Source organism: Agrobacterium sp. SOY23 (assembly GCF_027212525.1).
Classification (GTDB): Bacteria; Pseudomonadota; Alphaproteobacteria; order Rhizobiales; family Rhizobiaceae; genus Agrobacterium; species Agrobacterium tumefaciens_I.
Window position 1 is genome coordinate 429462 of sequence record NZ_JAPWDT010000002.1, and the last position, 14974, is coordinate 444435.

At 59.4% G+C, this 14974-nt stretch carries 14 protein-coding genes; 6 read left to right on the forward strand and 8 right to left on the reverse strand.

Annotated elements, in window-relative coordinates; genetic code table 11:
* The 3 genes from visN (at window position 1) to O3S81_RS07295 (ending at window position 3482) form a co-directional block, all read left to right on the forward strand.
* The gene (visN, locus tag O3S81_RS07285; protein WP_269341923.1) at window positions 1–732 is read left to right on the forward strand and encodes a transcriptional regulator VisN; all 732 of its coding nucleotides are present in this window, start codon (window positions 1–3) and stop codon (window positions 730–732) included.
* A 53-nt stretch (window positions 733–785) separates the two neighbouring features.
* Complete coding sequence (gene visR / locus O3S81_RS07290) at window positions 786–1487, forward strand: transcriptional regulator VisR (RefSeq protein ID WP_003522758.1); 702 nt, start codon at window positions 786–788, stop codon at window positions 1485–1487.
* A gap of 147 nt (window positions 1488–1634) precedes the next feature.
* Window positions 1635–3482: a methyl-accepting chemotaxis protein gene (locus tag O3S81_RS07295; RefSeq protein WP_269341924.1), complete on the forward strand. Its 1848-nt coding sequence runs from the start codon at window positions 1635–1637 to the stop codon at window positions 3480–3482.
* 54 nt (window positions 3483–3536) lie between these two features.
* Here O3S81_RS07295 and O3S81_RS07300 read toward each other — a convergent pair whose 3' ends face one another.
* Entirely contained in the window at window positions 3537–7046 is a 3510-nt protein-coding gene (locus O3S81_RS07300; RefSeq protein WP_269341925.1) for a hybrid sensor histidine kinase/response regulator, read from the reverse strand.
* A 219-nt stretch (window positions 7047–7265) separates the two neighbouring features.
* Here O3S81_RS07300 and mscL point away from each other — a divergent pair, with 219 nt between their 5' ends.
* The 3 genes from mscL (at window position 7266) to galE (ending at window position 10375) form a co-directional block, all read left to right on the forward strand.
* Window positions 7266–7694 (forward strand): large conductance mechanosensitive channel protein MscL, encoded by a 429-nt coding sequence (gene mscL, locus O3S81_RS07305; protein ID WP_269341927.1) that lies wholly within the window; start codon window positions 7266–7268, stop codon window positions 7692–7694.
* Between the two features lie 154 nt (window positions 7695–7848).
* A complete protein-coding gene (locus O3S81_RS07310; RefSeq protein ID WP_269341929.1) occupies window positions 7849–9015 on the forward strand; it encodes a pyridoxal phosphate-dependent aminotransferase in 1167 nt (388 codons plus the stop codon).
* 328 nt (window positions 9016–9343) lie between these two features.
* Window positions 9344–10375 carry a UDP-glucose 4-epimerase GalE gene (galE, locus tag O3S81_RS07315; RefSeq protein ID WP_269341931.1) on the forward strand — a complete coding sequence of 344 codons (1032 nt, stop codon included), beginning with the start codon at window positions 9344–9346 and terminating at the stop codon, window positions 10373–10375.
* Between the two features lie 12 nt (window positions 10376–10387).
* On the opposite strand, the gene O3S81_RS07320 is transcribed toward galE, so the two are convergent.
* From O3S81_RS07320 to hisD, 7 genes are all read right to left on the reverse strand, one after another.
* Window positions 10388–11224 carry a DUF6030 family protein gene (locus O3S81_RS07320; RefSeq protein WP_269342423.1) on the reverse strand — a complete coding sequence of 279 codons (837 nt, stop codon included), beginning with the start codon at window positions 11222–11224 and terminating at the stop codon, window positions 10388–10390.
* A gap of 204 nt (window positions 11225–11428) precedes the next feature.
* Complete coding sequence (gene yacG, locus O3S81_RS07325) at window positions 11429–11656, reverse strand: DNA gyrase inhibitor YacG (RefSeq protein WP_269341933.1); 228 nt, start codon at window positions 11654–11656, stop codon at window positions 11429–11431.
* A gap of 3 nt (window positions 11657–11659) precedes the next feature.
* Complete coding sequence (locus O3S81_RS07330) at window positions 11660–12283, reverse strand: Maf-like protein (protein WP_269341935.1); 624 nt, start codon at window positions 12281–12283, stop codon at window positions 11660–11662.
* A 33-nt stretch (window positions 12284–12316) separates the two neighbouring features.
* A complete protein-coding gene (gene infA / locus O3S81_RS07335; protein WP_003503453.1) occupies window positions 12317–12535 on the reverse strand; it encodes a translation initiation factor IF-1 in 219 nt (72 codons plus the stop codon).
* Window positions 12536–12679: 144 nt separating this feature from the next.
* On the reverse strand, window positions 12680–13168 hold the full coding sequence (locus O3S81_RS07340) for an arsenate-mycothiol transferase ArsC (protein WP_269341937.1): 489 nt from the start codon (window positions 13166–13168) through the stop codon (window positions 12680–12682).
* A 2-nt stretch (window positions 13169–13170) separates the two neighbouring features.
* Window positions 13171–13644, reverse strand: coding sequence for a UPF0262 family protein (locus O3S81_RS07345; RefSeq protein WP_269341939.1), 474 nt, complete (start codon window positions 13642–13644; stop codon window positions 13171–13173).
* A gap of 3 nt (window positions 13645–13647) precedes the next feature.
* A complete protein-coding gene (gene hisD, locus O3S81_RS07350; RefSeq protein ID WP_269341941.1) occupies window positions 13648–14946 on the reverse strand; it encodes a histidinol dehydrogenase in 1299 nt (432 codons plus the stop codon).
* Window positions 14947–14974 lie beyond the last annotated feature (28 nt).

The following is a 14974-nucleotide window of genomic DNA, read 5'->3' on the forward strand; positions in this document are numbered from 1 at the left end:
TTGAAAGTCGATGTTGATATCCGCAGGCTATCTGCCAAGCCTATGGAGGGCATGGGTAAGCCCTTGCCGCGCGATCAGCTTGCCAAAAACGTCGCAGCCACGGCTGCTGCCGGTAACGTTGCAGGCGCACTGGATCTGCTCGTAACCTATGCCGGCGCCTCGCATTATCTGCTGGCGCGGGACGATCTTCTCGAAGAAACCGGGCTGAAATTCATCGTCACATCCGACTGGCCTTTCGATCTGGTCCGCAGGCTTGGCATTGAACTCGCCAACAGCCAGAACCGGTCGAGCGAAATGGAGAAATGCCTTTCGCTCCTGCAGCCGCGATTGCTTTTCCTTCCGGACGATGTTTCCGTGCCCTACGGCATCGACAGGCAATATTCGGCGCTCTCCTTCTGCGTGGGTCGTATCCGTCTTTCGCTTCTGCTGCTGTTTCCGGAAGAGGCGGTTCCTTCACCGGAGCGCCTGCGTGAAATCGCCCTGCTGACGGGTTATTGCGTCAGCTTCGGCATTGCCAGCGAAGCAAAGGCCGTGCGCGATATCGATCTCACCGAGCGCGAACTCGAGTGCCTGTTCTGGATCGCGGAAGGCAAGACAAGCGATGAAATTGCGATGATCCTTGGCATTTCACGCAATACGATCAATAATTACATCACAAGCGTGATGCGTAAAACCGCCACAAAAACCCGCTCGGAGGCAATTGCCTACGCCGTGCGCAACAACCTGGTATAATGGTCGGACGGATGGTACAGACGAAAGACAATGAGGGTTCAGGTCAAACGGGCATGTTTTACCGCAGCCCTGTCGTGACGAGCCGGTCGGACCTGTTTCCGAAGCTCGTCGCCATGCAGAAGCTGGTCGGCGCGCGCAATTTCGTGGTGACGAAGGCTGCCGCTTCCGGTTTCCCGAACAAGAAGAAGCTGACCTGCGAGCTGGAAAACTGGGGCATGAACGCCGCCGAGCAGAGTGCGCAGTTCATCCGCGCCGTCGGCGACATTCTTCTCGATCATATCGAGACATCGCTCCTGCCGGTCATCTGGCGCAACAAGAATGCCGGCGGCTTTGCCGATCTTCCCGATGTGCCTGCACTCCTGCGCCGCATCGAGAACGACACGTTGCCCTATGCGGGGCTGGCGCTGCCGGTGCGGCTCGGCACCATCGGCAATGGCTACATCGTTTTCTGCGGCACCAACCTCGTTCTCGACAATGAGGTCGTGATTGAACAGCACATCAAATGCTGCGAGATCATGGTGGACATGCTGGCGCTCGACGAACGCAAGGCGGCTCCCTCGGAAGCCCTGAGCGAGAGGGAAATCGCCTGCCTGCAACTGGCGGGAGATGGTCGTATCAGCGAAGAGATCGCGGTGAAGCTCGGGCTTTCGGTGCACACCGTCAATGCCTATCTCGGCTCGGCGACGATCAAGCTTGATTCCGTCAATCGCATCCAGGCGATCGCCAAGGCCATCCGGCTCGGTTACATCCATTAATGGTGGACGGGGTTCTCCCGTCCCCTTAAGCCGGTCAAACGCCGGCTGGGCTTTTGCACTCCCCTAAAAGGCGCCATCGGCACTTCGCGTTTTTTTAACAGTTGCCAACTAGAACTTTTTATAAGTTTGGCTTTGGGGAACTGTTTCATGCACAACCGGCTCTTTAAGTCCGTTGCTGGTAAGGTCGTCGTGCTGACGATCGGTTTGATCACGCTCAGCGTGGCGGCAGTTGGTTTTTCGACCTATATTCGTTTGAAGGATAACATCATCACCACCGCGCTGCGTGATACGCATGGCGCGATGCGCAACATGGCCATCCTTTACGAAATGAAGGTCGGCGGCGTTGCTCTCGAAATGGTGGATGGTGACCTGAAAAGTGTGGGCCGCGCCAGCATCGGAACGATGCGCGACAATGATCTCGTGGACCGCACCGCAGCCGGTAACGGCGGTATCTCTACGGTTTTTGAAGCCAAGGCCGGCGAATTCATTCGACTGACCACCAATCTGAAGAACGAGAAGGGTGAAAGAGCAGCGGGCACCAAGCTTGCCACCGATCATCCGGCTTTCGAAAAAGTCTCCAAGGGTGAGGCTTATTTTGGCACCGCCACGCTGTTCGGCACCAGCTACATGACCGGTTACATGCCTGTCACGAACAAGACCGGCGCACCCGTCGGCATCCTGTTCGTGGGCGTGCCCATGGATGTGTATGATGCCCAGATTTACAGCCTGCGCGATATGATGCTGCTGTGCGGTTCGCTTGCGATGCTTGGCGTCGGCTTGCTCGCCTATTTCGTCATCAAGCGCACGCTTCAGCCGCTCAGCAAGCTGACCGACGCGGTGAAATCTCTTTCGGACGGTAATCTCGAAACACCGATCCCCTATGCGACCAACGTCAATGAATTCGGCAATATCGCCCGCGCTCTGGTGATTTTCCGTGAAAATGCGGTTGAGAAGCTGGCGATCGAGGGCAAAAGTGCTGAGGAACGCTCCGCGGCCGAGTCCGAACGTTACCGCAACGATACCGAAAAGCGTGAACTGGACAGCCAGATCGAGTTTGCGGTGGGCGAGATTGCCTCCGGCCTCGGCAGGCTTTCACGCGGTGATCTGAGCCGCACGATCGAGACACCCTTCTCCGGTCGCCTTGACCGGCTGCGCACGGATTTCAACGAATCCCTGCTCAACCTGCGCGATGCGCTGGGACAGATTCGTGAGCGCACGCTCGTCATCCAGCATAGCGGTCTTGAAATCGAACAGTCGTCCGTCGATCTGTCGAAGCGCACCGAAAATCAGGCCGCTTCGCTGGAGGAGACCGCCGCCGCTGTCGAAGAAATCACCGCAACCGTCAGATCGTCTGCCGAGCGGGCGCGTGAGGCCAATGAGGCCGTGCGGGCCACCAAGCAGAGCGCCGACAGTTCCGGTTCGGTCGTCAGCAATGCCGTCGACGCCATGGGTCGCATCGAAGACGCTTCGCGCAAGATCGAGCAGATCATCGAGGTCATCGACGATATCGCCTTCCAGACCAACCTTCTTGCGCTCAATGCCGGCATCGAGGCGGCGCGTGCGGGAGAGGCTGGCAAGGGCTTTGCCGTCGTGGCGCAGGAAGTACGCGAGCTTGCCCAGCGCTCCGCCGACGCGGCCCGTGAAATCAAGCAGCTCATCAATCAGTCGACCCATGAAGTCAGCTCCGGCTCGAAACTGGTGCAGGAGGCGGGCACGGTTCTTTCCGCCATCAGCCGGCAGATCGTGACCGTCAGCCAGCATGTCGAAACCATCGCGACGGCAACGCAGGACCAGTCCTCCGCGCTTCACAATGTCAACGGCTCCGTCAACCAGATGGACCAGATGACGCAGCAGAATGCAGCGCTTGCCGAGCAGTCGAGCGCCGCCAGCCGGGTGCTTTCCGGCGAAGTGGAAGCGCTGCTCGATCTGGTACAGCGGTTCCAGATGGAACAGGGGTCTGCGGCCGGTTCCGCTCGATTGAACCGGGCGGCCTGATACGTCTGTTTTCGAAGGTCAATGCGGCTCCCGGATCGCAAGGTCCGGGAGTTTCTATTCGGCTGCGGCCCGGGCCGTGCTGGATATCTGGTTGATATAGGCACGCAGGGCCGCCGGCTTGACCGGCTTGTGCTGCACGGAAATCCCGTATTTTTCGGCATCGCTGCGCACTTCCGGGCTGCGATCCGCCGTCACCAGGAGGGCAGGGATCGCCTTGCCGTAAAATGTCCTGATGAGGCGGATGGCGCTGATACCGTCGCCATCGCCCAGATGATAGTCGGCGATGATGACATCCGGGGCTGCGGCCAGAGTGAGGAAGGGTTCTTCCAGCGCCGCCACGGAACCAGCGGGCAAGACCTCGCAACCCCATCCCGTCAAAAGCAACGTCATGCCCTCGAGGATTTTCGGCTCGTTATCTATGCACAGCACCCGGATGCCCTGAAGGCGGTCGCTTGCTGCGGGGCTGATTATTCCGCCCTCTGCTCTGACAGGAGCAAGACGGTCTGCTTCGCGCGGCAGATGGATGCGGAAGGTCGTGCCTTTACCGGGGGTGGAAATGAGTTGCACCGGATGGTGCAGCATGCGCGACAGGCGGTCGACGATGGAAAGACCGAGCCCGAGGCCTGAAGCGGTTTTTGCGCCTTCATCCAGGCGGGCGAATTCCTTGAACACAATACGGAATTTGGAGGCGGGAATGCCGATGCCGGAATCCGTCACCTGAATGACGACTTCGTCGCCCCGGCGGCGCGCGCCGACGACCACCTTACCCTCAAGCGTATATTTGATGGCGTTGGAGACGAGGTTCTGTATCAGCCGCCGCAACAGATTGGGGTCTGAGCGCACCGTGAGCGAGGTGGGCATGACGACGAGATCGAGGTTCTTCTCCTGCGCCATCGGCGCGAAATCGGTCTCGATGCGTTTCAATAGCTCGTTGAGCGGCACGGATGTCATGCGCGCCTTCATCGAACCGGTGTCAAGGCGGGAAATATCGAGAACGGCGCCGAGAATGGTTTCCACCGATTCCAGTGCCGAATCGATATTGTGAACGAGATCGCTTTCTCCCGAGGCGCCAAGTCGTTCGACCAGCGAGGAGGAATAGAGGCGGGCGGCATTCAGCGGCTGGAGAATATCGTGACCGGCGGCGGCGAAGAACCGCGTCTTTCCAATATTGGCCTCATCGGCCGCCGCCCTTGCTTCCGCCAGCGCACGGTTGACGCGGGTCAGTTCGACGGTGCGTTCCTCCACCCGCTGCTCCAGCGTTTCATTCGCCTGTTTCAGCGCCTGATCGCTTGCCACACGCTGGGTGATATCGGTGAAGGTGGCGACGATGCCCTTGTCCGGCATGGTGTTGGAGCGCACCTCGATGATGCGCTCACCACCCGCCAGCACCAGTGAAAAGGGCAGGTCCATGGTCAGGAAACTGGTGATCAGCTCATTCGTGTCGCCGGGGGGCATGTCGCCGCGCTCCTGCAACATGGTGACGATGTCTGTCAGCGGCAGGCCCACCTGCCCGAATTGTTCCGGCAAGTCCAGCAGGGTGCGGAAACGCCGGTTCCAGATGGTCAGCTGCTGCGAACTGTCGAAAACGGCAATGCCCTGATCCATCTGCGCCAGCGCCGTCTGCAGCATGTCCTGATTATATTGCAGGGCTTCGCTTGCCTGATCGAGCAGCCAGGCCGTGTCCGCGCTCGTATCTTCCGCCTTCTGGAGAATGATCGAGAGGACGAGGCGGGCGGAGGAGGAGCCGATGGCGCTGCCTAGCAATTGTTCGGAGAAATGGATCAGCGCCATATCCGCCGGCTGCTCGTCATTCAGTTTCCTGCCCGCCGTCTTTTCATAGGTCGCAAGCGAGCGCAGCATGCGCTCTTCCCCGAGATAACGGGCAATCGCGCTTTTCAGGTCGCCGACGCTGACGCGGGTTTTCCAGCCGCGCGTGGCGAATTGCGATTTCGAATGGCGCTTGACGAAAATGCCAGACTGGATGCGTTCCACCGGCCGGGGATTACGCGAGAGCGAACCCAGCACGAAGGAGAGGCTGTTGACGAGCAGGCTGAGGATGACCGCATTCACGAATGGGTCAGCCTCTGGGCCGTTGAACACCGTGCTGCCGGAGAACAGGAAGCCGAGAATATTCGCCGCGACCTCGGAATTGTCAGGTCCGCCGAAGCTCGGCAGGAACAGCAGATAGGCCCAGACGAAAAAGCCTGAACTGAGACCCGCTATTGCGCCGCGCGCATTGGCACGCCGCCAGAACAACCCGCCGAACAGGGCAGGGGCCATCTGGGCGATGGCGGCAAATGCGAGGAGCCCGATGGAGGCGAGCCCCGTGGCGCTGTCTGCGGCGCGGTAATAACCGTAACCCAGGAGCAGCACCGCAAAGATCGCCGTCCTGCGGATGTTGAGCAGCGTCTTGGCGAAGTCGTCCCGGTGCGGCGAGCGGTTCAGCAGCTTCTGCCGCAGGAAGATCGGCATGACGATGTCGTTGGAAATCATGATCGACAGTGCCACCGAAGCGACGATCACCATTGCCGTCGCCGCCGAAAAACCGCCGATGAAGGTGATCAGCGAAACGACCGGCATCTGGTGATTGAGAGGTAGCTGCAGCACGTAGAGATCGGCATCGCCATTGGCGCCCAGCGTCAGAATGCCGGCGAGCGCGATCGGCAGCACGAAGATGTTGATGGCGATGAGATAGAGCGGCAGCAGGAACCCCGCCATGCGCAGCTCTTCCGGCGTGCGGTTTTCCACCACCGTGACGTGGAACTGGCGCGGCAGCAGGATGATGGCGAAGCCGGAGAGCAGCGTCATCACGATCCAGCGGCTGACGGGCGTGTGATAGGAGATGGCCCGCATGGCCTGTTCATTGTTCGTCGCCAGCTGCCACAGATGCGCTGGGCCATCGAAGAGCACGAAGAGCACGTAAAAGCCGACCGTGCACATGGCGACCAGCTTGACCAGCGATTCCATCGAAATCGCCAGAATGAGCCCGTCCTGGTGTTCGGTGGCATCCGTGTGGCGGGTGCCGAACATGACGGCAAAGCCGGCCATGACGAGGGTGACGACCAGCGGCAGGTCGAGGAAATAAAGATTGCCGCTGCCGATACCGTAATCGCCGGGATCGACCATCGTCGCCACGGAGCTGGAAACCGCTTTCAGCTGCAGCGCGATATAGGGAATGGCACCGACAAGCGCGATGATGGCGACAATCATCGCCACAGTGGAGTTCTTGCCGTAACGGGCAGCGATGAAATCCGCAACCGAGGTCAGCTTTTCCGTCTTGGCGAGATCGACGATGCGTCGGATGATCGGCATGCCGAGGGTGAAGGCAAGGATGGGGCCGGTATAAATGCCGAGGAATTCAAGACCTTTATCGGCTGCAAGCCCCACACCGCCGAAATAGGTCCAGGAGGTGCAATAAATGGCGAGGCTCAGCGCATAGACGAACGGACGCCCCTTTTTCGGCGCGTTTCTTTCACGGCTTTTCCTGTCCCCGTAGCTCGCGACCGCAAACAGCAGCAGGATATAAGCGAAGGCCGAGCCGAATATGATCCACCCAGGAAGCACGCATCCTCCCCATGCAAGAATTCCTGAATATGAGCATAGGCGAATTCCGCAGCGTTGAGAATGAGCGCGGTCTGATCATAAAGTTCAAGATCAGCGTGCAAAAAAGCCAATAAATGCAATCACGCCGGATTCCAAACGAGGCCCGGAACCTATATGGTTCAACCTGTAGGGACAGTCACATAGCTTCAGCTCGCGAAGCAGGAGAGAGGGACAATCTGAATGCTTAACGAATTTAAAACCTTCATCGCCCGCGGCAATGTCATGGACCTGGCCGTGGGTGTTATCATCGGTGCGGCTTTCAGCAAGATCGTCGATTCCGTCGTCAACGATCTCATCATGCCGATCGTCGGCGCTATTTTCGGCGGGTTCGACTTCTCGAACTACTTCCTGCCGCTGAGCGCAAACGTCAGCGCCACCTCGCTCGCCGCCGCCCGTGATCAGGGTGCCGTCTTCGCTTACGGCAACTTTCTGACGGTTCTCATCAACTTCCTCATCCTGGCCTGGATCATTTTCCTGATGGTCAAGGGCGTCAACAAGCTTCGTGATTCGGTTGAACGCAAGAAGGTTGAGGAAAAGCCGGAAGCAGCTCCGCCGCCGGAAGACGTCAAGCTCCTCACCGAAATCCGCGATCTGCTGAAGACGCGCTGAGACCGGGACCAATCCCCGGCGTGATCTGCCGACCCGCATGGCCGGCGGGTTCTGGCCGGGGATGATCCATAAAGAAAATCCATGTTCGCCTCACGGAATATCATGCACATGGCTGGTCCGATGCGATAAGAAGGCACCAAACGGAGTGTCTTTAATGTCCATTTTGAACAGTCTGAGTGCGCGCTCTCTGGCGGCTCCCGAGAGCGGCATTGTCGAAGTCGTGAATTATGCCCGGGGGCGGGACAATCTCCTGCCGCTCTGGGTCGGCGAGGGTGATCTGCCGAGCCCTGACTTCATCAATCACGCCGCCATCGATGGGCTGAACAATGGCGAAACCTTCTATACCTGGCAGCGCGGCATTCCCGAATTGCGGCAGGCGCTGAGCCGTTATTACGAACGGCATTTCGCAACGTCGCTACCGCCGGAGCATTTTTATGCCACCGGTTCCGGCATGCAGGCGATCGTGCTTGCCGTGCAGGCGCTCACCTCACCGGGTGACGAGATGGTGTATCTCTCGCCCACATGGCCCAATATCGTCGCTGCCATCGGTGTGGCAGGCGCAAAGGCGGTTCCGGTCGGCATCGATTTCCGCGATGGCCGCTGGGATCTCGATATCAACAGGCTGGAAAGTGCAATCACCGGCAAGACGAAGGCGCTTTTCATCAACACGCCCTCCAACCCCACGGGGTGGACGGCAACGCGCGATAATCTCCGCGATGTTCTGGCGCTTGCCCGCAAACACGATCTGTGGATCGTCGCGGACGAAATCTATGCGCTTTATCACTATGCCGGCAGCCGTGCGCCATCCTTCCTCGACGTGATGGAGCCCGACGACAAGATCGTCTTCGCCAATTCCTTCTCGAAGAACTGGTCCATGACCGGCTGGCGTGTCGGCTGGCTTGTTGCGCCGCCGGCCATCGGCCAGGTGATCGAAAACCTCATTCAATACTCCACCTCCGGCGTGGCGCAATTCATGCAGCGCGGAGCGGTCGCCGCCCTCGACCATGGTGATGGTTTTATCCGCGAGAATTACGAACGCGCTTTGACCTCCCGTGACATTCTCTGCGACGCGCTGATCGCCACCAACCGTGTGGAAACCCTGAAACCGGACGGCGCCCTTTATGCCTTCCTCAAGATCGACGGTGTCACCGACAGCCGCGCCACGGCGCTCGATATCGTCGACAAGACTGGCGTCGGCCTCGCACCCGGCACGGCCTTCGGTCCGGGAGGCGAACTGTTCCTGCGCGCCTGCTTCCTGCGCAACCCAAAGCAGATAGAAGATGCGGCCGATCGGCTGGCCTCTTACATCCTCGGCAGGTAAGTCTCGATCTTCCTTGCAATGGTTTTCCCTGCCGCGCCGGGTATCGCGCTGCGGTAGGGAAATCGGCAACAAAATCACAGCGAAGTCCTAAAACTGCAACCCCACGGCGCAACCATCGACGTGGAGGATTTTCTGTGATATGCGCATTTTGTTCCACTTATGAGAACATTTTCATAAATAAATAAAAAGCACTTCATTGCGCTAACCAATCGTAAGCCACCTTTTAAATGGGGTCGGGGATCGGTCGCGTATTCGCTGTGCAAGTAATCAATGATGAAGAATTATTGGCTTTGATGGGCTCAAGAAAAACAAACAGGGAAGTAGTGTCATGGCGGTGCTGGTTACCGGTGGGGCCGGTTATATAGGAAGCCATATGGTGTGGGCTTTGCTCGATGCCGGGGAAGAGGTCGTTGTTGTCGATCGGCTTTCCACGGGGTCGCGCTGGGCCGTTGCGCCGGCGGCGCGTTTTTATCTGGGCGAAGCGGCGGATCGCGCCTTGCTCGACCAGATTTTCGAAGAAAACCAGATCGAGACCATCTTCCACTTTGCAGGCTCGGTCAGCGTTCCCGAGTCGATCAGCCAGCCGCTGGAATATTACGAAAACAATACCGGGACGACCCGCGCGCTTGTTGCGGCGGCGGTCCGCAACGGCATCCGTAATTTTATCTTCTCTTCGACGGCCGCCGTCTATGGAAACCAGCCCTTTGACGGCCCCGTTCCTGAAACGGCGATCCTGAGCCCGGAAAATCCCTACGGCCTGTCGAAACTCGCTTCTGAAATCATGCTGCGTGACGTCGTGCAGGCGCATGATTTCAACTATGTGGCGCTGCGTTATTTCAACGTTGCCGGAGCCGACCCGCAGGGCCGCGCCGGGCCTTCACCAACGGGCGTTGCAAACCTCATCAAGGTGGCATGCGAAGCCGCAACCGGCCGTCGCGACCAGGTGGAGGTTTACGGTACGGATTACCCGACCGCCGACGGAACCGGCGTTCGCGACTATATTCATGTCAGCGATCTCATCGACGCGCATATGCTGGCCATGGCGCATCTGCGCGCCGGCGGCGGCACGCGAACGCTGAATTGCGGTTACGGTGTCGGTTATTCGGTGCTGGACGTCCTGCAGGCCGTTCAGCGGGAATCGGAATGCGATTTCCCGATCATCCACCGTCCGCGCCGTGCGGGCGATATTGCGGCCATGGTGGCAGATTCGGCGCGTATCCAGTCGGAACTCGGCTGGCGTCCTCGCTTCAACGATCTGGCGACCATTGTTCGCACTGCGCTGCAGTGGGAAGCTAAGCGTCAGGCCCAGCAAAGCGACAGGATACCACCGATCCGCCGCAAACTGGCGGCCATAGGCTGAGCCACCCTTCGTTCACAAGGCGCGGTTTCTCCTGACGGCAGGATAGAGAGCCGGCCGATCCGATGCGGCGGCGGGGCGGAGCCAGCGGTCTCTGTCGAAAAACTGGCGTGTCAGCTTCACTCCCGGCGATTGTTCGCTTGCAAGCAAGATCACGTTCAGGCGATGCGGTGCGGTCGGCTCCGGTTTTACAGAAACCGAAATACCGAAGTGCTGTGCCTGATAGGGCTGCATCCCGCGTGCCGGCTCAATCATGCTTGCAAGGTCGGCAAAGCGGGTTTGTCCAACGATCATGCTGAGTGCCTCATCGAGCTTGGCGAGAATAGTGGCGCCGTCCGGCGTTTCGGGCGCAACGGCCTTCATCCTGATGGAGCGAACCTCGCCGGATGCCTCGCCCCTGATTTCAAGAAAAAGCGATGCCCGTTCCGCCGGGTCTGCCGCCTTTCCTGCCACGAGATCGGCCATGCATTCGAAGTTGCGGATGTTGACGGGACCGGCATGCCAGCCCTGCGGGTTGGAAAAGCCCGTGGCGGTAAAACGGTCGCAAAGATCCTTGCCGGAAAGAACGAAGTCGCGGGCAAAGGATGCCCTGTCGCCCTTCTGTTCGAATTTCAGCAGGTGCGGTGGCAGATACACCTTTCTGGTGGCGGATTTCTGCCGCTTGGCGGGCTTCGTTTTCGGCGGCGCTTCGGCGGAGCGGGTGACGGGTGCCAGATTGAAATGGGTCAGAAGACTGTTGAGATGTTTACTGTCATTGGCAAGCAGCACCGTCGCCAATATGGCGATACAAACTGCGAATACCGCAAACAGTAGCGCGCCAAGGCTTACTCTTTTTTGCAGGCCTGCGTCCATCATGGGGCCCTAAAGGCTGTCGGGGAGAAGCGTCAGCCGGTTTTGAATATTGCTTGTGGGCTGTGGGCAGCCCCGTGAATAAATTACAAGTGTTAGAGCATTTCGCATTTCCGGATGGAAAGGCTGGGTCCACTCTTCCCGGAAATACGCGAGCTCTGAAAATAATATGCAATCCACCGCCGGAGTTTCCGGCGGTGCCTAAGGTTATTCGGCGTTATTCTTGCCTGTGTCCTGCCCACCGGCGCTGCTTTCATCGTCCGCAACGGGAATGGCGTAGGCGCCATTCAGCCAGCGGGCGAGATCGAGCGAGCGGCAGCGATCCGAACAGAAAGGATAGTCTTCCCGCGTCGACGGCCGGCCGCATTCCGGGCATGGCTGGGATTTGCGAAGCGGCGTGACTTTTCCGGTGCTTTCGGTGGGGGATTTCGCCATGGCCTATCCCTCAAGCCAGCCCGGCGTCACCTCAAATCCTTCGCCGGAAAGAAGCGACATGGTCTCATAAAGCGGCAGGCCCACGACGTTGGTGTAGGAACCGGTCAGCTTCTGAACGAATGCGCCGGCAATACCCTGTATGCCATAGGCACCCGCCTTGCCACGCCATTGCCCGGAGGCGATATAGGCATCGATCTCGCGCGTGGAGAGGCGCTTGAAACGCACCTTGGTCTCCGCCACCTTCTGGCGCACTTTGCCGCCGGGTGTCACGAGGCAGATGCCGGTATAAACCCAATGGCTACGCCCCGAGAGAAGATGCAGCGCCGCAGAGGCATCCTCGGTATATTCCGCCTTGCCGACGATACGGCGCCCCACGGCGACCACGGTATCGGAACCGAGAACATAGGCGTCTTTCCACGCCTGCTCGTTCTTCAGCGCCGCCTGCGCGGCTTCCGCCTTCTGCAATGACAGACGGCGGCAGAGCGTGCGCGGATGTTCGAGCTTCGCAGGTGTCTCGTCGATATCCATCGGCATAAGACGTGCCGGCTCGACACCGATCTGATGCAGCAGTTCCAGACGCCGCGGCGAACCGGATGCCAGAACGAGCTTTTGTTTTGAATTGGTCATTGCGCTGCCCGGGCGTCCGATACGAAAGGTGGATTACTTGAAGCGGTAGGTGATGCGGCCCTTGGTAAGGTCGTAAGGCGTCATTTCAACCAGCACCTTGTCGCCTGCCAGAACGCGGATACGGTTCTTGCGCATGCGGCCTGCCGTGTGGGCAATGATTTCGTGGTCGTTCTCAAGCTTCACGCGGAATGTTGCGTTCGGCAGCAATTCGGTTACGATGCCCGGGAATTCAAGGACTTCTTCTTTTGTCATGTAAGGGTTTTCTTCCTGTTGATAGTGCCGGATGTGTCATGTCCGGGAAAATTGCGCGGAAACTACACAATCCCGGCACATTTGTGAACCTCTAAAGCATCGGCTTGAAAATCAGTACCGATTTTCGCGAGGCGGGGGCTATTTTCAGTCTTTTGAAAGCGTATCCGCCACTGGCTGTTGCCGCCTCGGCAGGCGTTCCGAGATCAGCCTGGCAAGATGGTCCCGTACCTCGCGATAGGCATCGAGAATCTGTTCGCGCGTGCCGGTGACCACCGTCGGATCCATGGTCGGCCAATAGACCACGTCGAGAGAATTCGAGCGCGTCAGTTCCAGCGCGGCGTGATGGGCTTCGGGTGTCAATGTAATGATGAGATCGAAAAAATCATCCTCGATCTCGTCCAGAGTGCGCGGCTTGTGTTTGCCGAGCGAAAATCCCTGCTCTTCCAGCACCGCATCCACGAAGGGATCGCGTTCGCCGGCCCTGACCCCGGCCGACTGTATGTAGATGCCGGGCGCCACCAGCCGTTTGGCGATGACCTCCGCCATGGGGGAACGGATGGAGTTCATGCCGCACATGAAGAGGACCGATTTGGGCGCTCGTCCCTCGTTTGGCGCTGCGGCAGGATCGTTCATCTCTAACCCCGCCAATAAAGCACGCAGACAAGGGTGAAGAGCCGGCGCGCGGTATCGAAATCCACGTTGATCTTACCGGAAAGCCGGTCCATCAGCGTCTGCGAGCCATCATTGTGAATACCGCGCCTGCCCATGTCGATCGCCTCGATCTGGCTGGGCGTCGAAGAGCGGATCGCCTCGTAATAGCTTTCGCAGATCAGGAAATAATCCTTGATGATGCGGCGGAACGGCGTCAGCGACAGAATATGGGTCGCGACATCCTTCTCGTCTTCGGTGCGGATCGAAAAGACCAGCTTGGCATCGACCAGCGAGATGTGCAGCCGGTATGGCCCGCCGGTATGGCCGAGCGGCTCAAAGGTGTTTTCTTCGATCAGGTCGAAAATGGCGACGGCGCGTTCATGCTCCACATCGGGCGTGGACCGGCCGATGCTGTCGTCCAGTACCACGTCGCAGAGCCGGAAATCGCCTGAAGCCATCGCTTAACTTTCCGGATTGAGGCGAATGGAGACCGAGCGCGCATGCGCGTCCAGCCCCTCGGAGAGGGCAAGGGTGATCGCCGCCGGCGCAAGCTGGCGCAACTGCTCGGGCCCGAGCCGCAGGATGGAGGTGCGCTTGACGAAATCCATCACCGAAAGGCCGGAGGAAAAGCGCGCAGAGCGCGCCGTCGGCAGAACATGGTTCGAACCGCCGACATAATCACCGATCACCTCCGGCGTGTGGCGTCCGACGAAGATCGCGCCGGCATTACGGATTTGGGCCATCAGCGCGTCCGGATCGTCGACCGCAAGCTCCAGATGCTCGGCGGCAATGCGGTTGGCGAGCGGGATGGCGTCGGTGAGCTTTTCGACCAGAATAATCGCGCCGAAATCCGCCCAGCTCGCCGCCGCCGTCTCGGAACGAGACAGGCGCTTCAGCTGACGCTCGACGGCTGCCTCCACCGCCTTGCCGAGTTCGGCATTGTCGGTGATGAGGATGGATTGGGCACCGCGATCATGCTCCGCCTGCGCCAGAAGATCGGCGGCCAGCCAGTCGGGATCGTTGTCCTTGTCGGCAATGACCAGCACTTCGGAAGGCCCGGCGATCATGTCGATGCCGACGGTGCCGAAGACCTGCCGCTTGGCGGCCGCCACATAGGCATTGCCGGGGCCGACGATCTTGGCGACCGGCGCGATGGTTTCCGTGCCATAGGCGAGTGCTGCGACGGCCTGCGCGCCGCCGATACGGTAGATCTCCTCGACGCCCGCAATGCGCGCGGCGGCCAGCACGGCCGGATTGACCGCACCGCCGTTCGCCGGCACGACCATGACGATACGTTCGACACCGGCGACCTTGGCCGGCACGGCGTTCATCAGCACCGAGCTTGGATAGCTGGCAGTACCGCCGGGCACATAAAGACCCACGGCCTCGATGGCCGTCCAGCGCGAGCCGAGGCCGACGCCGATATCGTCTTCGTAAATATCGTCCTTCGGCATCTGCCGCGCATGGTGTTTTTCGATGCGCCGGGCTGCGAGTTCGAGCGCCTCGATCACGCTCCTGTCGACGGAGGCAAAGGCCGCATCGATCTCATCCGCCGTGACACGCATCGAAACCCTGGTGAAATCGATACCGTCGAATTTCTGGGAATAATGGGCAAGGGCGGCATCGCCACGATGGCGGACATCGTTGATGATGTCGCGAACGGTCGCGTTGACGTCTTCGGAAACTTCTCTCTTGGTTGTCAGGAAAGCAGCGAATTTCTGTTCGAAATCAGCCGATGCCCGCTCCAGCCAGATTGCCACGCCATTACCCTTTCATTGTCCCCGCGGG